Source organism: Salmonella sp. 3C (assembly GCF_025426275.1).
In the GTDB taxonomy this organism is placed as follows: Bacteria; Pseudomonadota; Gammaproteobacteria; order Enterobacterales; family Enterobacteriaceae; genus Salmonella; species Salmonella enterica.
This window is the reverse complement of sequence record NZ_CP104858.1, coordinates 4,089,077-4,108,125: the sequence shown is the minus strand read 5'-3', so window position 1 is coordinate 4,108,125 and position 19,049 is coordinate 4,089,077. Positions and strand designations below refer to the sequence as shown.

Below are 19,049 nucleotides of genomic sequence, written 5' to 3'. Positions count from 1 at the left end.
GCGATATCCGGAATAATATTTTTAGCGAAGAGGCTCCGGCTGGCTCAGCGCCGTTTTGCACCAGTCATAAAAAGCGCGTACCGCAGGCGGCAGAAACCTGTTTTGCGGATAGACCAGCGCAAGCGGCAAATCATAAAAATGGTTGTCCATGCAGGTCACCAGCGCCCCGCTGTGCAGATACGGCGCAACCAGATAGCTGGCGACGCGAATTAACCCCAGCCCCTGTATTCCGGCCTGAATATAAGCGTCCGTATCATCGACAACCAGCGTCTCCTGCACCCGCATCGCGTAATCCTCCCCCTCACGCGTAAAAAACCAGTCGGTGGTACGCCCGGTGCGGTGGTTCAGGTAGCCGACCGCATGGTGTTTTTGCAGATCATCTAAATTTTCAGGGCTACCGTAACGCTCAATGTAAGTGGGCGATGCTGCTATCACCCAGTTAAAGCTGGCAAGTGGACGGGCAACCAGCGTGGTGGAATCATCGATTCTGCCGGCCCGAATCACGCAGTCATACCCTTGAAGGATAATATCCTCCACGCTATCGCTGGAACAAAGTATCAGCTCCAGCTCCGGATACTGGCACAAAAAGGCCGGGAGCGTAGGAATAATGCAATGCCGGGCGAGAGATTGCGGCATCCCCACTTTAAAACGCCCTTTGGGTTGTGCCGCCCGGCCGGGAAATGACGACTCCATGGCCGCGATATCTGCCAGCACTCTTTTGCACTCTTCGTAGTAACGCCGCCCCTCTGCGGTCACGCTAAGTTTGCGGGTTGTACGTTGCAAAAGTTGAATCTTAAGCCAGGATTCCAGTTCTTTAACCACTCGCGATACCGTTGAGCGCGGCACGCCAAGCACTTCGGCGGCTCTGATAAAACTATGGGTATCCACTACGCAAACATAGACCTGCATCGCTTCCAGCTTGTCCATTTTCCCCCCGCCAATTATCCCATTTATCAGAACAGTCTAACCCGTCTTCGGCGTCTTATCGAACGCAGATCCCTGACGTAATCTCTATCTACAGGTGAATCAACACAGAGAGGTGCAAATGAAACAATCCAATAATCAGGTGGGTGAAAAAGTATTGGTGCTGGGCGCGGGACAACTGGGGGCGTCAGTGCTGGCGTCGTTGGTTCCGGCGGTCACACAGCGTAATGGTTCCGTTTGCGTTATTGTGTCAGGGCGATCCAGGGATAAACAGAGCAAACGACGTTCCAGCATTCATCAACAACTGGCGGATGCCGGTGCGCGGTTTATCCCGGTCGACATCGCAGGCAGTTCGGTTGCAGCGTTAAAAGATCAATTCCACGGTTTTGATACGATCATCAATTGTATGGGGTTTGTCGCCGGTGCGGGTACCCAGATAAAAATCACCCGCGCGGTACTGGAGGCGGGCGTTAAGCGCTATTTCCCCTGGCAGTTTGGCGTGAATTACGATGTGGTCGGCAAAGGTAGTGGCCAGCCGGTGTGGGACGAACAGTATGACGTCAGGACGCTTTTGCGCGAGCAAAACGTCACGGAGTGGGTGATTGTTTCAACCGGTATATTTACCTCTTTTCTCTTCGAACCGGCCTTTGGTGTGGTCAACTTAGCCCAAAAAACCATCAATGCCCTCGGCGGATGGGAAATGCAGGTCACCGTCACGTCGCCTACGGATATTGGTCGCCTGACCACTGAAATTTATCTGCATCAGCCGCGTATCACTAACGAAGTCGTCTTTGTCGCGGGGGAAACAACCTCTTATGCAAAACTGGCGGAAACGGTCGAACGCGTGACGCAGCAAACTTTTACCCGAGGCGTATTGACGCTACCTGACTTACAGGAGCAGCTCCGTTTACATCCGCATGACCCAATGCTGCGCTATCGCGTCGCCTTCGCGCGTGGTGACGGTATGTGGTGGCCGATGAGTGACACCTGGAATGCACAACATCATCTGCCGACACAGGATATTGCCGCCTGGCTGAAAACACAGCAATGAGAACGGCGGCATCAGGCGCTCGCTTAATCCCCATGCCTTCTGCCAGCATCAGGCGGCGGGCTTGGCTACCTTGAGTTAACAAGAAACCAGTACGCATCAGTGCTTCACGATATACATTGTACGGCTATAGGCCACATCTTCCGGGTTAGTAATGGGGTATCCCTTTACCCACGGTTTAATTAACCGGCCATTGGTATACTGATAAATAGGCGCTATAGGCGCTTGTTCCGTTAAAATTTTCTCCGCTGCATTGTAATCCGCGTTACGCGCTTCGGCGGTATTTTCCATCGTCGCTTGCGTCAGGATTTTGTCATAAGTCGGATTAGTAAAGCGTGAAATATTCCCCGTATGCGTGGACGTTAATAAGGATAAGAAAGTCGACGGTTCGTTGTAATCACCCACCCAGGAGGCGCGAATAACATCAAAATTACCTGTATTCCGGCTGTCGATATACGTTTTCCACTCCTGGTTTTGCAATTTCACATCCACCCCCAGATTTTTCTTCCACATTGACGCCACCGCAATCGCGATTTTCTGATGGTTTTCTGAGGTATTGTAAAGCAGAGTTAATTTAAGCGGCTTCTGCGATCCGTAGCCTGCTGCACGCAGCAATGTTTTCGCCTGGGCGTTAAGTTCTTCCTGGCTCATTTGTTCAAACGGTGAAGGATCGGGCTTAAATCCTGCCGTGACATCCGGTGTAAAATGCCAGGCCGGTTTTTCACCGGTACCTAAGACTTTTTCCGCCATCAAACGGCGATCAATGGTCATACTTAGCGCCAGACGAACGCGGGAATCCGCCGTCGGCCCTTTCTGCGTATTAAACGCATAATAATAAGTCCCTAATTGCGGCGGCGTATAAACTTGCCCTGGAATATCCTTCAATAATTTCTGGTACATATTTTTAGGGAAAGATTCGGTGATATCAATATCACCGGCAAGGTAACGTTTCGTCGCAGCCGATTCTTGGTTAATGGGTAAAAATGTTACTTTTTGCAGTACCGTTTTCGCGTTATCCCAGTAATGCGTATTAGGCACGACCACCAGTTTTTCATTTACCACGCGCTCTTTAAGCACATACGCGCCATTGCCAATCAGTTTTCCCGGCTTCATCCAGTCTTTGCCGCTTTCGACATTCGCTTTTTGGACCGGATAAAAGGCAAAACTGGCGGTCAGACTGGCAAACCAGGGCAACGGCTTGTCAAGCTGAACACGCAAAGTGTGCGCGTCCACGGCACTGACGCCAAGCTGATCCGGCGTGACTTTACCGTCGATAATGGCTTGCGCATTAGTGATGCCAGCCAGCGCGGCAAACCAGGCGAAGGGGGAAAGCGTTTTGGGATCAACGAGACGTTGCCAGCTATAGACAAAATCCTGGGCGGTCACCGGCGTTCCATCGGCCCATTGCGCATTATCCCGCAACGTAAACGTCCAGATACGATTATCATTGCTCTTCCACTGGCTGGCGACGCCAGGGATAATTTCACCCTTTTCGTTCTGGTTAACCAGCCCTTCAAACAGATCGCGGATCACCTGAATTTCAGGCAGCCCAACGGCTTTCGCTGGATCTAACGAAGCGGGCTCATCTTTGATATGACGCACCAGTTCTTGTTTTTCTGCCAGTACCGTTCCGCCGGGAACATCCGCAGCATATGCCAGGGAAAAGCTGCTAACCAACAGCGCACAACAGGTTACTGAAACAGAATGCCTCATAGAAGTTCCTCAAAGATGAGTTAAATGACAACGTAATTATTTGTTTCAGCAGAAAGAAATGCAATTATCTTCCGCCAGAAAGTTGATATCGCGCCATACAAGAGGGTAAATAGAAACCATTTGATAATCGACGGGTTTTACACAACACTACGATGATTACCCTACTGGTCTCAGCTTCGGGAAACGCGTATGACTGTCACCCGCCCCCGTGCCGAGCGCGGCGCATTTCCGCCAGGCACTGAACATTATGGACGTTCGCTACTTGGCGCGCCGCTAATCTGGTTTCCGGCGCCTGCCGCCGATCGCGAAAGCGGCCTGATACTGGCTGGCACCCACGGGGATGAAACCTCATCCGTGGTGACGCTCTCCTGTGCGTTACGCACCTTAAATCCAACCCTTCGCCGTCATCATGTCGTACTTGCCGTTAATCCTGATGGCTGTCAACTGGGGTTAAGGGCAAATGCGAATGGCATTGATCTAAACCGTAACTTTCCCGCCGCCAACTGGAAAGCGGGTGAGACAGTTTATCGCTGGAATAGCCGCGCGCAAGAGCGTGATGTCGTGCTGCTAACCGGCGACCATCCCGGCTCAGAACCGGAAACCCAGGCGCTTTGCCAGTTAATTCATCGACTCCAACCCGCCTGGGTCGTCTCTTTTCACGATCCGCTAGCCTGCATTGAAGATCCACGTCGCAGCGAGCTAGGCGAGTGGCTGGCCGATGCGTTTGCGTTGCCGCTGGTAACCAGCGTAGGTTACGAAACGCCCGGTTCGTTTGGCAGCTGGTGCGCCGACCTCAACCTGCACTGCATTACCGCCGAGTTTCCCCCTGTTTCTGCCGATGAAGCCAGCGAAAAATACTTGCTGGCTATGTCGAATCTGCTCCGCTGGCATCCTAAAGATGGAGTTGACCCGTCGTAAAGCGTAGCGCGGGCTCAACATCAACCGCCAGCCATGTTGGGCCATCAAGATCGGCGAAGCTCACCTGCGGCATAAGCGGCAGCGCGGCGCTAATCGCTCTTGATGTACAGAGCATACAGCCCAGCATCAGGCCGAATCCTTGCTCCCGCGCCTCCGTTGCCAGCGCCAGCGCCTCAGTCAGACCGCCGGTTTTATCCAGCTTAATGTTGATCATATCGTAGCGCCCCGTCAGGGCTTTCAGACTACTACGAGTATGGCAGCTCTCATCTGCACAGATGGGCAACGGATGAATAAAATTTTCCAGGGCGGCGTCATCCTGCGCGGGCAGCGGTTGCTCCAGCATCGCGACATTCAGATCCGCCAGTAACTGGCAACGCGCCGCCAGCCCCTCCGGACGCCACGATTCATTGGCGTCCACAATGAGCGTCGCCTCCGGCACCGCCGAGCGGATCGCCACCATACGTTCGCTAATCAGACGAGCATCGAGTTTAATTTTCAGCAACGTCGCCCCTTTTTCCCATAGTGCCGCCGCACTGGCTGCCATCTGTTCCGGCGTGCCTATCACTACCGTTTGCGCGGTAGTAAAAACCGGGGCCAGCGTCACGCCGAGCAGCCCGGCAAGGCTTTGCTGCTGCTGGCGGGCCTGCAAATCCCATAAGGCGCTATCCACCGCGTTGCGCGCCGCGCCTGCCGGCAACAGTTTCTGCAATGCTTCGCGAGTCAGCCCGTTTTCCAACTGAGGCACAATACTCATGATTTGCGCCATGACCGAGGCATCACTTTCACCATAACGTGGATATGGCGTACATTCCCCGATGCCTTTTACGCCCTCTTCTTCCAGTTCGACAACGACAACATGCGCTTCGCTTCGGCTACCACGCGCAATAACAAAAGGCGTATGTAACGGCCAGGTTTCCTCATATACCTTAACAGATCTCATCTCTTCCCCTCTGATAGCGCCGGACGCGGCTTGCTACAAATAGTATTTGCCGTGTTAATGAATAATGACTTAAACTGGATTTCGACGTTAACTATAAGTAAATAGGAACATAATTATGTCACAGACTGTACATTTCCAGGGTAACCCGGTCACCGTTGCCAACGTTATTCCGCAGGCTGGTAGCAAAGCACAGGCTTTTACTCTTGTCGCAAAAGATTTGTCTGACGTTTCCCTCAGCCAATATGCAGGCAAACGCAAAGTGCTGAATATTTTCCCAAGCATTGATACTGGCGTATGCGCCGCATCAGTTCGTAAGTTTAATCAACTGGCCACAGAAGTGGAGAATACCGTCGTATTGTGCGTTTCTGCTGACCTGCCTTTTGCACAGTCGCGTTTTTGCGGCGCGGAAGGCCTGAGCAACGTTATTACGCTTTCCACTCTGCGTAATAACGAGTTTCTGAAAAACTACGGCGTCGAAATCGTTGACGGCCCGCTGAAAGGTTTGGCGGCGCGCGCAGTCATCGTGCTTGACGAAAACGACAACGTTATTTTCAGCCAGTTGGTGGATGAAATCACCCACGAGCCGGATTACGACGCCGCGCTTAATGTCCTGAAGGCATAAGCCAGCGCCGGCTGGCGCTACGTTTGTCAGTACTACAGGCGGTGCTCTTTTGTCACAAGAAGGCCTCTATCCGGAGGCCTTCTTTTTTTCTACTCTTCACCCTTCTTCTGGCTCAGACCATATTCACGCAGCTTATTGGCAATCGCGGTATGCGATACCCCCAACCGTTTCGCCAGTTTACGCGTACTCGGATAGCTACGATAAAGCTGGGTCAGGACAGAACGTTCAAAACGACTGGTAATGTCATCCAGCGAGCCTTCCATCGCATCCTCGCCGACTGCCACCGTCGCGGCATCGTAGTCAGGCAGCAGGATATCCTGCGGACGCAGCTCATACCCTTCCAGTTGCGTCAGCGCCCGGTAAATCGCATTTTTAAGCTGGCGAACGTTACCCGGCCAGCCGTAACGAGTGAGGACCGTACTCAGATCGGCAGACAGTTTCGGTCGCGGAACGCCCTGTTCGTCGGCAAAACGCGCCACGAATAGTTCGGCCAACGGCATAATATCCTGCGGGCAATCGCGCAACGGCGGCAAATTAAGCGTCAGAACGTTAAGTCGATAATAGAGATCTTCGCGGAACAGTCCTTTTTGCACCAGCTCCACCAGATTTTTCTGCGTGGCGCAGATAACGCGGACATCAACATGAATTTCGTGATCTTCGCCGACGCGACGGAACGTACCATCGTTGAGAAAACGCAGCAGCTTCGCCTGCATACGCGGCGACATTTCGCCAATTTCATCCAGCAGCACCGAACCGCCATTCGCCTGTTCAAAAAAGCCTTTTTTACCTTCCGGCGCATGGCCAAATAGTTCGCTTTCTACCGCATCTTCCGGGATTGAAGCGCAGTTGAGCGCCAGATACGGCTTCGCTGAACGAGGGCTTGCCTGATGACAGGCATAGGCGAAAAGATCTTTGCCGGTTCCCGTATCGCCGGTAATCAGCAGCGGCGCGCTGAGCATCGCCAGTTTGCGCGCCTGCTCAACGACGTGCTTCATCTTTGCGCTCACGGCAATAATCTGACTAAACGCGCTCAGATCCTGCGTGGACAAATTCTGTAGCAGCTGCCCCATACGAATCGTGGAACGCAACATCACGACCGCCCCGGTCAACACGTATTCGTCATTTTCGTTTTGTAAATGTACCGGCGTAATCTCCATCAGGAAGTTTTGCCCGTTGATCACGACATGTTCGTTATGGGAGCTTTGCGGGTTACCGTCCAGCCAGCGCTGAAAATTGAAGCCGTTGATTAATTGTGCGGCGGTATGGTGCCGCATTCGCTCCTGGCTCTGGGCAAAAAGTTGACAACTCGCCGGGTTCGCCATCTCCACTTTACTCTTCATATCCAATGAGAGCACCGGCTCCGGCAACGCCTCAAGCAGCGCGCTCAGGGCCAGATGTTCACGTTCGGACGGCATCCAGGGAACGGTACGGACATCCGTTACGCCGGAAATACGGCGGATTTCTGCCATCAGGCTGCTAAAGTCGGTGAATTCCAGCTCAGCAAAATTAAGATAAATTCGCCCAATGGGATCAATCTCGATTCCGCGTAAATCAATGCTACGTAACACCAGTAAATCAAGTAATTCGCGGGTCAGACCAAGTCGGTCTTCACAAAAGACTTCCAGACGCATGGGAACCTTCACCTGAATAATGAACCATTAAGTAGATGATAAGCCACTATTCGGCTGGCAGGAAGGATTCTGTCAACAAATATTGACAGCATGGCGGAAAAACGGGCGCTGCGGCGTAAAGCCAGGCCGTCAGCGCCATGTGAAAGGTCATTTCTCAGGCGACGACTTACTCTTTTGCAGCGTCTCTTTTAGCTGACCGATAAGCTGACGACGAAAATCACCGAGACGTGGTTTATCGTTATCGATCCACGGCAATGGTCGACATAGCTCCATCGCTTTTATTCCCAGTCGAGCGGTAAGGAGACCTGCGCCAATCCCCTGCGCCGCACGCGTGGACAAGCGTGCGGCCAGATCCTGAGACATCCAGTCCATACCGACTTCACGCACCAGCTCACTGGCTCCCGCAAACGCGATATTCAGCAACACCAGACGGAACAGACGAAGGCGGCTGTAATAACCAAGTTCAATGCCATACAGCGTTGTGATGCGGTTAATCAGGCGTAAATTACGCCAGGCAATAAACGCCATATCCACCAACGCTAACGGGCTGACGGCGATCATCAGAGTCGATTCCGCGGCGAAACGGCTAATCTCACGTCGCGCCTGCGCGTCAAGTACCGGCTGTACCAGATGCGCATACAAACCGACGATTTCCCTGTCGTTTTGCGTTTCGTGAATAGCGGCATACCAACGTTGTAATGCCGGATGTGATTGATCAATCCCCGCCTGCTGCGCCAGTTTTTCGCAAAATGCGCGACCTTTCCCGACGCTATGGCTATGTAACAGTTCACGCGCCTCATCGCGCTCATGCGCCCGCTGGCGCAAGCGCCATAATCGCCGCCACTCCGTGACCACCGATCCCACGCCAGCGCCAATGATCAGCGCGCCTGCGGCACAGCCGCCTAAAGCGACCCAGTCCTGAGTTTGCCAGGCATTCATTGTCCACTGTACGCCTTGCCCGACCACGCTCGCGCCAAACAGCGCCAGCCCTCCCATCACCATTTTACGCCACAGACTGCGTTTGGGGCGCAGCGCGGCATCGACCGCCGCTTCTGCCACGCCTTCGTCTTCCGGGCGCTCATCGATAGCTGCAGGCGCAAATGTACGCGACTCCGCTTCGCTAAAAGTTTGCTGCGCTTTGAAGGCCGACGTAGGTTCCTCCTTTAGCGGTTCTGCAAAATCAATACGCGGTTTTAACGGTTCGCTCATCGCAGCTTATCTCCTATTAAAAACTCCAGCGCAGCGTCCAGACGAATATGTGGTAACGGTTTATCAACATCCATCACCTGCGGACGAAAGGCTTCGAACTGAAAACCCTGACTATCCCAAAACGCTTGTCCCGGCAAACGCGAAGGCACTTCGCCGGGGTACACGGTTAACGGCGCGCCGTCACTCAAACGGTTTCCACGTAAAGCCGGGATTTTTTCACCGTTGACCTCAATCACGCCGCTGGTGGTCGCCTGTACCGACGCCAGCCCCAGGCAATCCATACTAATGCCTTCAAACGCGGCATTTTGCCAGGCATCCTGAATAAGCTGCTGGAGCAAGGCCACCATATTGGCATGTTGGTCGAGGGTGACATGGTCGGCTTTCGTCGCGGCGAACAGCAATTTATCAATCACCGGCGAAAACAAGCGGCGAAACAGAGTCCGCTGGCCATAGTGAAAACTTTGCATCAACTGCGTTAAGGCGAGACGCATATCATTAAACGCCTGCGGCCCGCTATTAAGCGGTTGCAGACAGTCGACCAGTACAATCTGGCGATCAAAGCGTAGAAAATGATTTTTATAGAACCCTTTGACCACTTTTTCGCAATAGTAGTTAAAGCGTTCGCGCAGCATTCCAGCGTTGGTCTGTTTATCCGCCTGCGCCAGTTTTGACTCGCCGAAGGCGTCCACATCCGGCCACGGGAAAAACTGCAACGCTGGCGCACCCGCCATATCGCCCGGCAAAACAAACCGTCCAGGTTGAATAAAATGCAATCCCTGCGATTTACACTGATGCAAATAATCCGTCCAGGCGGCGGCAATCTCCGCCAGCCGGTTTTCATCGGCGGGTGCCAGCGGATCGAGCCCGTCGCAAAGTTGCCGCCATTTTGCGGCCCACTCAGCGCGTTGTCCTTGTAACAAGCCGTTCATCTGACGGGACCAGCTTAAATAATCCTGAGCCAGCATGGGCAGATCGAGTAACCATTCCCCTGGATAGTCCACAATCTCCAGATACAATGTCGAGGTATCTTTAAAATGGCGCAGCAGCGAGTCGTTGGAGCGATAGCGCAACGCCAGCCGAATCTCACTGACGCCGCGCGTCGGTGTGGGCCATGCGGGAGGATTGCCATAAAGCTGAAGTATCCCCTCATCGTAGGTAAAACGGGGAATACCAAAATCACGTTGAGGCACGCGCTTTACGCCAAGCAGGCGTTCTTCGCGTACCGCGCTGAGCAACGGTAAGCGCGCGCCCGCGTGGACATTAAGCAACTGGTTAACCATCGCCGTGATAAACGCTGTTTTACCGCTGCGGCTCAACCCGGTTACGGCAAGACGCAAATGCCTGTCTACCCCACGATTGACCAGCGCGTTGAGTTCAGTTTTAAGTCGCTTCATTGACATCCTGTTGAGCCTGAAGAGAAGAAAAAATAATAACGAGCCTGCGTTATAGATATGTGCAAAAACGTTATTATCAACTACCCGGAGAGATCAACAACGGCGCATTAAGCGCCGCGGTTAGTATGAGTATTGAGCAATAGATTATCTATTTTTTTACTTTCGGCATATCAAGACGACTGATGCCGCCCATATTCATCGCGTGCGTATACCCCATATCAAGCAACATTTGTTTTGCCATGCCCGACTGTCGTCCGGAGTTGCAATATAACTTTACCGTATCGTTCCTGTCTGGAACTACCGTTTCGATATGAGATTTAATCTCCTTCAATGGGATATTAATCGCGCCCTGAATATGCTCACGCTGATATTGTTCCGGAATGCGGACATCTATCCAGTATTCTGCGGCATAAAGCGGCATGGCTACGAATAACGCTAACGCAAATATTCCTTTTTTCAACATACTTCCGTCCTGACACGTAATGTATTTCGCACACACTATACGCCAGAGCTTAACGAAATATTATGACCAGACTCGCTATTTGTAACGCTGCGAAATTTTATTCGCCGCCTTACGAAGTACTGGCTCCAGCGCAAACGCCAGCAACATTTTTAGCGGACGACGGGCGACGGATTTTACCGCCCATCCCGCCACGCCGGCAGGCCCGTAGCGTAACGCGGTCAACAGAACCAGCTTACCTGCTATTTTGAAGCCGGGCTTCACCTTCTGCCCGACGCGTTGCCAGCGAGTATTCATCTTCACCTTCCCGATATAACACTTAAAGTTGACGGAAACGACTACGCAGTGTGAACGTATCTGACGTGACGTAGCGTTCCATTTCTCGCAAACGCTTTTCGCCTGCGGCAAGCTCTCTGTCTACGGTATCCAGCAGTTCGCCGCTGGTCGGCTGCGGTTTGCCTGCGGCCAGATTATCCGGCATAGGGTCCAGTACAAAAGACAGAACGATATAGGCCACTACGGTAAAAAACGCCAGCCCAAAGAAAATCGACAGCACGACCAGAATACGCACCAGTTTTACCGGTACATCAAGGTAGTCGGCGATCCCGGCGCAAACGCCACGCACCATGCCCTTTTGCGGCATACGCCATAGTTTTTTATTCAGATTGATTCCACCCATTAGCGCTCTCTCCAGTTCGGATGCTCTGCATCAAGAATGTCTTCCAGCGCCTGAATGCGCTCGCGCATACGTTGCGCATCGTCTGTGAGTTGCAGTAAGCGTTGCTGCTCGCTTTGCGACAGTTCTCCCCGACCGGCGCGGTTGCTGTAATGCAGCCACAGCCAAATCGGTAACACAAACAACACAAAAATGGTTAACGGGATGGCCAAAAATAGCGCGCTCATGCGTTCTCCTTACACCTAAAGCTGATGAGCGACGGCGCGTATCGGCGCCGCCATTGTCATTATTGATTATCTTGCTTCATTTTGGCTTTCAACTGCGCCAGCTGCTCGCTGATTTCATCATCGGCTTTCAGGTTGGCAAACTGTTGGTCCAGCGATTGCTGCTTACCAAAACGATGGCTTTCCGCTTCCGCTTCCATTTGATCGATACGACGTTCAAAGGATTCAAACCGCGCCATGGCTTCATCCAGTTTGCCGCTGTCAAGCTGACGACGGACATCGCGGGAAGAACTCGCCGCCTGATGACGCAGCATCAGCGCCTGCTGGCGAGCGCGTGTTTCGCTGAGTTTGTTTTCCAGCTCGCCAATCTCTTTCTTCATGCGCGCCAGCGTGTCATCCACCAGCGTGACTTCCTGTTCAAGCGTAGCAATTAAATCGGTCAGCTTTTGTTTTTCAATCAATGCGGCGCGCGCCAGATCGTCTTTATCTTTGCGCAGAGCCAGTTCCGCTTTTTCCTGCCACTCGGTCTGCTGAACCGTAGCCTGTTCAATGCGACGGGATAACTGTTTCTTTTCCGCTAAAGCACGCGCGGAGTTCGAGCGAACCTCCACCAGCGTATCTTCCATCTCCTGAATCATCAGGCGCACCAGCTTCTGCGGATCTTCCGCTTTTTCCAACAACGCATTGATATTGGCGTTCACGATGTCGGCAAAACGAGAAAAAATACCCATAATTCAATCCTCACATAATGTTCTGATAACGGGCGATGCCCTGCTACATGGTTAATACAATTTGCGTGCCAACTTTTTATACCACTGATAGTAAAGGAATTATTTCGTTTTACCTCGCCAGCAAAAAAGGATAAAGTGGTGAAAAACACTAACAAGTGGCGATTTTCATCATGGCTGAATTTAAAGATAACCTGCTCGGTGAGGCAAACCGTTTTCTTGAAGTACTGGAACAAGTCTCCCGGCTCGCGCCGCTGGATAAGCCAGTGCTGATTATTGGCGAACGCGGTACGGGTAAAGAACTCATCGCCAATCGCCTGCACTATCTCTCTTCACGCTGGCAGGGGCCGCTTATCTCGCTTAACTGCGCAGCGCTTAACGAAAATCTGCTGGACTCCGAACTGTTTGGTCATGAAGCGGGTGCTTTTACCGGGGCGCAAAAACGCCATCCCGGTCGCTTTGAACGCGCCGATGGCGGCACGCTGTTTTTGGATGAACTGGCGACAGCGCCAATGCTGGTACAGGAAAAGCTACTGCGGGTGATTGAATATGGCGAGCTAGAGCGCGTCGGCGGCAGCCAGCCGTTACAGGTTAATGTGCGATTAGTATGCGCCACCAATGCCGATTTACCCGCCATGGTAAAGGAAGGAACATTTCGTGCCGATCTGCTCGACAGGCTGGCTTTTGACGTTGTACAACTGCCGCCGCTGCGCGAACGTCAAAGCGATATTATGCTGATGGCCGAGCATTTTGCTATTCAGATGTGTCGTGAGCTACGTCTGCCCTTATTTCCCGGTTTTACCGATCGGGCAAAAGAAACGTTGTTGCATTACGCCTGGCCGGGTAATGTCCGCGAGCTGAAAAACGTAGTCGAACGTTCAGTGTATCGCCACGGCAGCAGTGAACATCCTTTGGATGAAATTGTTATCGATCCTTTTCAACGCCATTCCGCCGAACCGCCCACGCCCGCCCTGCCAGCGGCATCCGCCACGCCTGACCTGCCGCTCAAGTTGCGGGAGTTTCAACTGCAACAGGAAAAAGCGCTGCTGCAACGTAGCTTACAACAGGCGAAATTTAACCAGAAACGAGCCGCCGATTTGCTGGCACTCACCTACCACCAGTTTCGCGCCTTGCTTAAAAAGCATCAGCTTTAGCTATTTCTCCGGCTAATTGACGACATTTACGCCAGTTATCCACCGACATTTTTACGTGGCGGGCCGAAGTGCGATACACTTTGCAAATTGAACTTCAAAAACTTAACTATTATGCGCCTGGTTTTATCGTCTCTGATCGTGATAGCGGGTCTACTGAGTAGTCAGGCTACGGCTGCGGCTGCGCCCGAACAAACTGCGAGTGCAGATATTCGCGATAGCGGCTTTGTGTATTGTGTCAGCGGGCAGGTCAACACCTTTAATCCGCAAAAAGCGAGCAGCGGCCTCATCGTCGATACCCTGGCAGCCCAGTTATATGACCGCCTGTTGGATGTCGATCCCTATACTTATCGTTTAGTCCCAGAGCTGGCAGAAAGCTGGGAAGTGCTGGATAACGGGGCAACGTACCGTTTTCACCTGCGCCGCGACGTTTCCTTTCAAAAAACCGCCTGGTTTACGCCGACCCGAAAACTCAATGCTGATGATGTCGTCTTTACCTTTCAGCGGATTTTTGATCGTCGGCATCCGTGGCATAACATCAACGGCAGTAGCTTCCCCTACTTTGATAGCCTACAGTTCGCCGACAATGTAAAAAGCGTGCGTAAGCTGGACAATAACACCGTTGAGTTTCGCCTGACGCAGCCAGACGCCTCCTTTTTATGGCATCTGGCTACACACTACGCTTCCGTCATGTCCGCTGAGTACGCCGCGCAGCTTAGCCGAAAAGATCGTCAGGAACTGCTAGACCGCCAACCGGTCGGCACCGGGCCTTTCCAGCTTTCGGAGTACCGTGCCGGACAGTTTATTCGTCTCCAGCGCCACGATGGGTTTTGGCGCGGCAAACCGCTGATGCCGCAAGTGGTAGTGGATTTAGGCTCCGGCGGTACCGGGCGTTTATCGAAATTACTGACCGGTGAATGCGATGTTCTGGCCTGGCCCGCCGCCAGCCAGCTAACTATTTTACGCGACGATCCGCGTTTACGTCTGACGTTGCGCCCGGGGATGAATATCGCCTATCTGGCCTTTAACACCGATAAGCCGCCGTTGAATAATCCCGCAGTGCGCCATGCGCTGGCCTTATCGATCAACAACCAGCGTCTGATGCAGTCGATTTATTACGGCACGGCGGAAACCGCAGCCTCCATTTTACCGAGAGCCTCATGGGCTTACGATAACGATGCCAAAATTACGGAGTACAATCCGGAAAAATCGCGCGAACAGCTAAAAGCGCTGGGCATTGAGAATCTTACGCTGCATCTCTGGGTGCCGACCAGTTCTCAGGCCTGGAACCCAAGTCCGCTAAAAACGGCGGAGCTTATTCAGGCGGATATGGCGCAGGTTGGCGTAAAAGTGGTCATTGTGCCGGTTGAAGGTCGTTTTCAGGAGGCGCGCCTGATGGATATGAATCACGATCTGACCTTATCCGGCTGGGCCACGGACAGCAACGATCCGGATAGCTTTTTCAGACCACTGTTAAGCTGTGCGGCCATCAATTCGCAAACCAATTTCGCCCACTGGTGTAACCCTGAATTTGACAGCGTGCTGCGTAAAGCACTGTCGTCGCAGCAGTTGGCTTCGCGCATAGAAGCATATGAGGAAGCGCAGAATATCCTGGAGAAAGAGCTGCCGATACTGCCGCTGGCATCATCACTACGCCTGCAGGCTTACCGCTACGATATTAAAGGGCTGGTGTTAAGCCCGTTCGGCAATGCGTCTTTTGCCGGCGTCTCCCGCGAAAAACACGAAGAGGTGAAAAAACCATGATTATCTTCACCCTGCGTCGGTTATTGCTGTTGCTGGTGACGCTATTCTTCCTGACCTTTATCGGCTTTAGCCTGAGCTATTTTACGCCGCACGCGCCGCTACAAGGCGCATCATTATGGAATGCCTGGGTTTTCTGGTTCAACGGTCTGCTGCACTGGGACTTTGGCGTGTCCAGCATTAACGGCCAGCTGATCTCCGAACAGCTTAAAGAGGTGTTTCCCGCCACGATGGAGCTGTGCATTCTCGCCTTTGGTTTTGCGCTGATGGTCGGCATCCCGGTCGGGATGCTGGCTGGCGTGACGCGTAGCAAATGGCCGGATCGTTTTATCAGCGCGCTGGCGCTATTAGGTTTCTCAATTCCGGTTTTCTGGCTGGCGCTTCTGCTCACACTGTTCTTTTCGCTCACGCTGGGGTGGCTGCCGGTATCCGGGCGATTTGACCTGCTTTATGAAGTTAAACCGGTTACCGGTTTCGCCATCATTGACGCCTGGATTTCAGATTCGCCATGGCGTGATGAAATGGTGATGAGCGCCATACGGCATATGGTTTTACCGGTGCTCACGCTCTCCGTCGCGCCGACCACAGAAGTGATCCGCCTGATGCGAATCAGCACTATTGAGGTCTACGATCAGAACTACGTTAAAGCGGCGGCCACGCGCGGCTTATCGCGCTTTACGATTTTACGCCGTCACGTGTTGCATAATGCGCTGCCGCCGGTCATTCCCCGTCTTGGTCTGCAGTTTTCAACCATGTTAACGCTGGCGATGATTACCGAAATGGTTTTCAGCTGGCCTGGGCTGGGACGATGGTTAATTCACGCCATTCGTCAGCAGGACTATGCCGCTATTTCCGCTGGCGTGATGGTCATTGGGTCGCTGGTTATTGTGGTCAATGTGATTTCCGATATTTTGGGTGCTATGGCTAACCCTCTGAAACATAAGGAATGGTATGCCTTACGATAGCGTATACAGCGAAAAGCGCCCGCCAGGCACCCTGCGCACTGCCTGGCGTAAATTTTATAGCGACGCGCCTGCGATGGTGGGTCTGTATGGATGCGCCGGTCTGGCGTTGCTGTGTATTTTTGGCGGCTGGATCGCGCCCTATGGTATCGATCAGCAATTTCTGGGCTATCAGCTACTGCCACCCTCCTGGTCACGCTATGGCGAAGTCTCCTTTTTTCTGGGGACTGACGATCTGGGGCGCGATGTGCTGAGCCGCCTGTTAAGCGGCGCGGCGCCCACGGTCGGCGGCGCGTTTATCGTAACGCTGGCGGCTACGCTATGTGGATTAGTCCTCGGCGTAGTGGCAGGCGCGACGCACGGTTTACGCTCTGCCATGCTGAACCATATTCTGGACACGCTGCTTTCCATCCCTTCGCTCTTGCTGGCGATTATCGTCGTGGCATTTGCCGGCCCACATCTGTCACACGCGATGTTTGCCGTCTGGCTGGCCCTGTTGCCGCGAATGGTACGTTCCGTCTACAGCATGGTGCATGATGAACTGGAAAAAGAGTACGTCATTGCCGCCCGTCTGGATGGCGCGACAACGCTGAATATTCTGTGGTTCGCCATTTTACCGAATATTACCGCCGGTCTGGTCACCGAAATTACCCGGGCGCTGTCGATGGCGATTCTGGACATCGCCGCGCTGGGATTTTTAGATCTCGGCGCGCAGCTTCCCTCTCCTGAATGGGGCGCCATGTTGGGGGATGCGCTGGAGCTAATCTATGTCGCGCCGTGGACCGTTATGCTACCCGGCGCGGCGATAACGCTCAGTGTTTTACTGGTAAACCTGCTCGGAGATGGGATTCGTCGTGCGATTATTGCGGGGGTGGAATAATGCCGTTACTGGATATCCGCAATCTCACCATTGAATTTAAAACCAGCGAAGGTTGGGTAAAAGCGGTCGATCGCGTCAGTATGACATTAAGCGAAGGTGAAATTCGCGGCCTGGTAGGTGAATCGGGTTCCGGAAAGAGCTTGATTGCTAAAGCTATTTGCGGCGTCGCGAAAGACAACTGGCGAGTCACTGCCGACCGTATGCGTTTTGATGATATCAATCTGCTGCGCCTCTCCTCACGTGAACGGCGTAAGCTGGTCGGACATAATGTGTCGATGATCTTCCAGGAGCCGCAGTCGTGCCTTGATCCTTCCGAACGCGTCGGCCGCCAGTTAATGCAAAATATTCCCGCCTGGACCTATAAAGGCCGCTGGTGGCAGCGTTTAGGCTGGCGTAAACGGCGTGCAATTGAATTACTGCACCGGGTGGGAATTAAAGATCATAAAGACGCGATGCGCAGTTTTCCCTATGAACTGACCGATGGCGAGTGTCAGAAAGTTATGATCGCTATCGCGCTGGCGAATCAACCGCGACTCCTGATCGCTGATGAACCCACTAACTCAATGGAACCGACGACGCAGGCGCAAATTTTTCGCCTGTTGACGCGACTGAATCAAAACAGTAATACCACCATTCTGTTGATTAGCCACGACCTGCAAATGCTGAGTCAGTGGGCTGACAAAATCAACGTTTTATACTGCGGCCAGACGGTAGAAACCGCGCCAAGTAAAGATCTGGTGACGACGCCACATCATCCTTATACGCAGGCGCTTATCCGTGCGATTCCGGATTTTGGCAGCGCGATGCCGCATAAAAGCCGTCTCAATACGCTGCCGGGCGCGATCCCGCTACTGGAGCAGTTACCGATAGGTTGTCGTCTGGGGCCGCGCTGCCCTTACGCGCAACGAGAATGCATTATCACGCCACGCTTAACCGGCGCGAAAAATCATCTCTATGCCTGTCATTTTCCGCTGAATATGGAGAGAGAGTGATATGGTGGAAACTCTGCTTGAAGTGCGCAACCTGAGTAAAACCTTTCGCTACCGGACAGGATGGTTTCGCCGCCAGACCGTCGACGCCGTGAAACCATTAAGCTTTACGCTTCGTGAGCGTCAGACCCTGGCCATTATCGGCGAAAACGGTTCCGGCAAATCCACGCTGGCAAAGATGCTGGCCGGCATGATTGAACCCACCAGCGGCGAGCTTCTTATTGACGATCATCCCCTGCATTACGGCGACTATTCGTTTCGAAGCCAACGTATTCGAATGATTTTTCAGGACCCCTCAACGTCACTGAATCCACGTCAACGTATTTCGCAGATCCTTGACTTCCCCCTGCGCCTTAATACCGATCTGGAGCCGGAACAGCGGCGCAAACAGATTGTCGAGACGATGCGTATGGTGGGGCTATTGCCCGATCACGTGAGCTACTACCCGCATATGCTAGCGCCGGGGCAGAAACAGCGTCTGGGCCTGGCCCGCGCGCTGATTTTACGCCCTAAAGTCATTATCGCGGACGAAGCGCTGGCTTCGCTTGATATGTCCATGCGCTCGCAGCTCATCAATCTGATGCTTGAATTGCAGGAAAAGCAAGGCATCTCCTATATCTATGTCACGCAGCATATCGGCATGATGAAGCATATTAGCGATCAGGTATTAGTGATGCATCAGGGGGAAGTGGTTGAACGCGGCAGCACCGCCGATGTGCTCGCCTCTCCGCTACATGAGCTTACCCGCCGTTTAATCGCAGGCCATTTTGGCGAGGCGCTGACCGCTGACGCATGGCGAAAGGATCGCTAAGCGAAACA

20 protein-coding genes are annotated in these 19,049 nt (G+C 53.0%); 9 read left to right on the top strand and 11 right to left on the bottom strand.

Annotated features, from left to right (window positions below; genetic code table 11):
* Positions 1-21: 21 nt before the first annotated feature.
* The gene (locus tag N7E69_RS19845; RefSeq protein ID WP_000359196.1) at positions 22-927 is read right to left on the bottom strand and encodes a LysR family transcriptional regulator; all 906 of its coding nucleotides are present in this window, start codon (positions 925-927) and stop codon (positions 22-24) included.
* Positions 928-1,045: 118 nt separating this feature from the next.
* Here N7E69_RS19845 and N7E69_RS19840 point away from each other — a divergent pair, with 118 nt between their 5' ends.
* Positions 1,046-1,975 (top strand): aromatic alcohol reductase, encoded by a 930-nt coding sequence (locus tag N7E69_RS19840; RefSeq protein WP_000814354.1) that lies wholly within the window; start codon positions 1,046-1,048, stop codon positions 1,973-1,975.
* A 96-nt stretch (positions 1,976-2,071) separates the two neighbouring features.
* On the opposite strand, the gene N7E69_RS19835 is transcribed toward N7E69_RS19840, so the two are convergent.
* Positions 2,072-3,685, bottom strand: a complete 1,614-nt coding sequence (locus tag N7E69_RS19835; RefSeq protein WP_001216563.1) for an ABC transporter substrate-binding protein — start codon at positions 3,683-3,685, stop codon at positions 2,072-2,074.
* 189 nt (positions 3,686-3,874) lie between these two features.
* Between N7E69_RS19835 and mpaA the strand changes: the two genes are divergently transcribed.
* Positions 3,875-4,603 (top strand): murein tripeptide amidase MpaA, encoded by a 729-nt coding sequence (gene mpaA / locus N7E69_RS19830; protein ID WP_000219106.1) that lies wholly within the window; start codon positions 3,875-3,877, stop codon positions 4,601-4,603.
* On the opposite strand, the gene ycjG is transcribed toward mpaA, so the two are convergent.
* The gene (gene ycjG / locus N7E69_RS19825) at positions 4,578-5,543 is read right to left on the bottom strand and encodes an L-Ala-D/L-Glu epimerase (RefSeq protein ID WP_001258067.1); all 966 of its coding nucleotides are present in this window, start codon (positions 5,541-5,543) and stop codon (positions 4,578-4,580) included. The genes mpaA and ycjG overlap by 26 nt on opposite strands.
* A gap of 115 nt (positions 5,544-5,658) precedes the next feature.
* Between ycjG and tpx the strand changes: the two genes are divergently transcribed.
* Positions 5,659-6,165 (top strand): thiol peroxidase, encoded by a 507-nt coding sequence (gene tpx / locus N7E69_RS19820; RefSeq protein WP_000084401.1) that lies wholly within the window; start codon positions 5,659-5,661, stop codon positions 6,163-6,165.
* Between the two features lie 89 nt (positions 6,166-6,254).
* Here the strand turns inward: tpx and tyrR are convergent, their stop codons facing one another.
* From tyrR to pspA, 8 genes are all read right to left on the bottom strand, one after another.
* On the bottom strand, positions 6,255-7,796 hold the full coding sequence (gene tyrR / locus N7E69_RS19815; RefSeq protein ID WP_108610896.1) for a transcriptional regulator TyrR: 1,542 nt from the start codon (positions 7,794-7,796) through the stop codon (positions 6,255-6,257).
* Between the two features lie 147 nt (positions 7,797-7,943).
* Positions 7,944-9,005, bottom strand: a complete 1,062-nt coding sequence (locus tag N7E69_RS19810) for a YcjF family protein (protein WP_001294464.1) — start codon at positions 9,003-9,005, stop codon at positions 7,944-7,946.
* Positions 9,002-10,399 carry a YcjX family protein gene (locus N7E69_RS19805; protein WP_000825860.1) on the bottom strand — a complete coding sequence of 466 codons (1,398 nt, stop codon included), beginning with the start codon at positions 10,397-10,399 and terminating at the stop codon, positions 9,002-9,004. Before N7E69_RS19805 ends, N7E69_RS19810 begins: the two co-directional genes overlap by 4 nt.
* 148 nt (positions 10,400-10,547) lie before the next feature.
* Complete coding sequence (gene pspE, locus N7E69_RS19800; RefSeq protein ID WP_000913432.1) at positions 10,548-10,862, bottom strand: thiosulfate sulfurtransferase PspE; 315 nt, start codon at positions 10,860-10,862, stop codon at positions 10,548-10,550.
* A gap of 75 nt (positions 10,863-10,937) precedes the next feature.
* Positions 10,938-11,156, bottom strand: a complete 219-nt coding sequence (gene pspD / locus N7E69_RS19795) for a phage shock protein PspD (protein ID WP_001097610.1) — start codon at positions 11,154-11,156, stop codon at positions 10,938-10,940.
* A gap of 22 nt (positions 11,157-11,178) precedes the next feature.
* Complete coding sequence (gene pspC, locus N7E69_RS19790; RefSeq protein WP_000508938.1) at positions 11,179-11,538, bottom strand: envelope stress response membrane protein PspC; 360 nt, start codon at positions 11,536-11,538, stop codon at positions 11,179-11,181.
* Positions 11,538-11,762 carry an envelope stress response membrane protein PspB gene (gene pspB, locus N7E69_RS19785; protein WP_001274953.1) on the bottom strand — a complete coding sequence of 75 codons (225 nt, stop codon included), beginning with the start codon at positions 11,760-11,762 and terminating at the stop codon, positions 11,538-11,540. Before pspB ends, pspC begins: the two co-directional genes overlap by 1 nt.
* Before the next feature lie 59 nt (positions 11,763-11,821).
* A complete protein-coding gene (gene pspA, locus N7E69_RS19780; RefSeq protein ID WP_000511010.1) occupies positions 11,822-12,490 on the bottom strand; it encodes a phage shock protein PspA in 669 nt (222 codons plus the stop codon).
* A 170-nt stretch (positions 12,491-12,660) separates the two neighbouring features.
* Here pspA and pspF point away from each other — a divergent pair, with 170 nt between their 5' ends.
* The 6 genes from pspF (at position 12,661) to sapF (ending at position 19,041) form a co-directional block, all read left to right on the top strand.
* Positions 12,661-13,641: a phage shock protein operon transcriptional activator gene (gene pspF, locus N7E69_RS19775; protein ID WP_001675625.1), complete on the top strand. Its 981-nt coding sequence runs from the start codon at positions 12,661-12,663 to the stop codon at positions 13,639-13,641.
* A gap of 111 nt (positions 13,642-13,752) precedes the next feature.
* On the top strand, positions 13,753-15,402 hold the full coding sequence (gene sapA, locus N7E69_RS19770) for a peptide ABC transporter substrate-binding protein SapA (RefSeq protein ID WP_001241620.1): 1,650 nt from the start codon (positions 13,753-13,755) through the stop codon (positions 15,400-15,402).
* Positions 15,399-16,364 carry a peptide ABC transporter permease SapB gene (gene sapB / locus N7E69_RS19765; protein ID WP_000583298.1) on the top strand — a complete coding sequence of 322 codons (966 nt, stop codon included), beginning with the start codon at positions 15,399-15,401 and terminating at the stop codon, positions 16,362-16,364. Before sapA ends, sapB begins: the two co-directional genes overlap by 4 nt.
* The gene (gene sapC, locus N7E69_RS19760; RefSeq protein ID WP_001146149.1) at positions 16,351-17,241 is read left to right on the top strand and encodes a peptide ABC transporter permease SapC; all 891 of its coding nucleotides are present in this window, start codon (positions 16,351-16,353) and stop codon (positions 17,239-17,241) included. The genes sapB and sapC overlap by 14 nt, the downstream gene beginning before the upstream one ends.
* Entirely contained in the window at positions 17,241-18,233 is a 993-nt protein-coding gene (gene sapD, locus N7E69_RS19755; protein ID WP_001128871.1) for a peptide ABC transporter ATP-binding protein SapD, read from the top strand. The genes sapC and sapD overlap by 1 nt, the downstream gene beginning before the upstream one ends.
* A gap of 1 nt (position 18,234) precedes the next feature.
* Positions 18,235-19,041: a peptide ABC transporter ATP-binding protein SapF gene (sapF, locus tag N7E69_RS19750; protein ID WP_000230462.1), complete on the top strand. Its 807-nt coding sequence runs from the start codon at positions 18,235-18,237 to the stop codon at positions 19,039-19,041.
* Positions 19,042-19,049 lie beyond the last annotated feature (8 nt).

Coding starts and splice junctions, on each gene's coding strand:
- N7E69_RS19840 (WP_000814354.1), top strand. CDS start 1,046: ATGAAACAATCCAATAATCAGGTGGGTGAAAAAGTATTGGTGCTGGGC.
- pspE (WP_000913432.1), bottom strand. CDS start 10,862: ATGTTGAAAAAAGGAATATTTGCGTTAGCGTTATTCGTAGCCATGCCG.
- pspC (WP_000508938.1), bottom strand. CDS start 11,538: ATGGGTGGAATCAATCTGAATAAAAAACTATGGCGTATGCCGCAAAAG.
- pspF (WP_001675625.1), top strand. CDS start 12,661: ATGGCTGAATTTAAAGATAACCTGCTCGGTGAGGCAAACCGTTTTCTT.
- mpaA (WP_000219106.1), top strand. CDS start 3,875: ATGACTGTCACCCGCCCCCGTGCCGAGCGCGGCGCATTTCCGCCAGGC.
- pspB (WP_001274953.1), bottom strand. CDS start 11,762: ATGAGCGCGCTATTTTTGGCCATCCCGTTAACCATTTTTGTGTTGTTT.
- N7E69_RS19805 (WP_000825860.1), bottom strand. CDS start 10,399: ATGAAGCGACTTAAAACTGAACTCAACGCGCTGGTCAATCGTGGGGTA.
- N7E69_RS19845 (WP_000359196.1), bottom strand. CDS start 927: ATGGACAAGCTGGAAGCGATGCAGGTCTATGTTTGCGTAGTGGATACC.
- tpx (WP_000084401.1), top strand. CDS start 5,659: ATGTCACAGACTGTACATTTCCAGGGTAACCCGGTCACCGTTGCCAAC.
- sapF (WP_000230462.1), top strand. CDS start 18,235: ATGGTGGAAACTCTGCTTGAAGTGCGCAACCTGAGTAAAACCTTTCGC.
- sapD (WP_001128871.1), top strand. CDS start 17,241: ATGCCGTTACTGGATATCCGCAATCTCACCATTGAATTTAAAACCAGC.
- sapA (WP_001241620.1), top strand. CDS start 13,753: ATGCGCCTGGTTTTATCGTCTCTGATCGTGATAGCGGGTCTACTGAGT.
- tyrR (WP_108610896.1), bottom strand. CDS start 7,796: ATGCGTCTGGAAGTCTTTTGTGAAGACCGACTTGGTCTGACCCGCGAA.
- N7E69_RS19835 (WP_001216563.1), bottom strand. CDS start 3,685: ATGAGGCATTCTGTTTCAGTAACCTGTTGTGCGCTGTTGGTTAGCAGC.
- sapB (WP_000583298.1), top strand. CDS start 15,399: ATGATTATCTTCACCCTGCGTCGGTTATTGCTGTTGCTGGTGACGCTA.
- ycjG (WP_001258067.1), bottom strand. CDS start 5,543: ATGAGATCTGTTAAGGTATATGAGGAAACCTGGCCGTTACATACGCCT.
- N7E69_RS19810 (WP_001294464.1), bottom strand. CDS start 9,005: ATGAGCGAACCGTTAAAACCGCGTATTGATTTTGCAGAACCGCTAAAG.
- pspD (WP_001097610.1), bottom strand. CDS start 11,156: ATGAATACTCGCTGGCAACGCGTCGGGCAGAAGGTGAAGCCCGGCTTC.
- sapC (WP_001146149.1), top strand. CDS start 16,351: ATGCCTTACGATAGCGTATACAGCGAAAAGCGCCCGCCAGGCACCCTG.
- pspA (WP_000511010.1), bottom strand. CDS start 12,490: ATGGGTATTTTTTCTCGTTTTGCCGACATCGTGAACGCCAATATCAAT.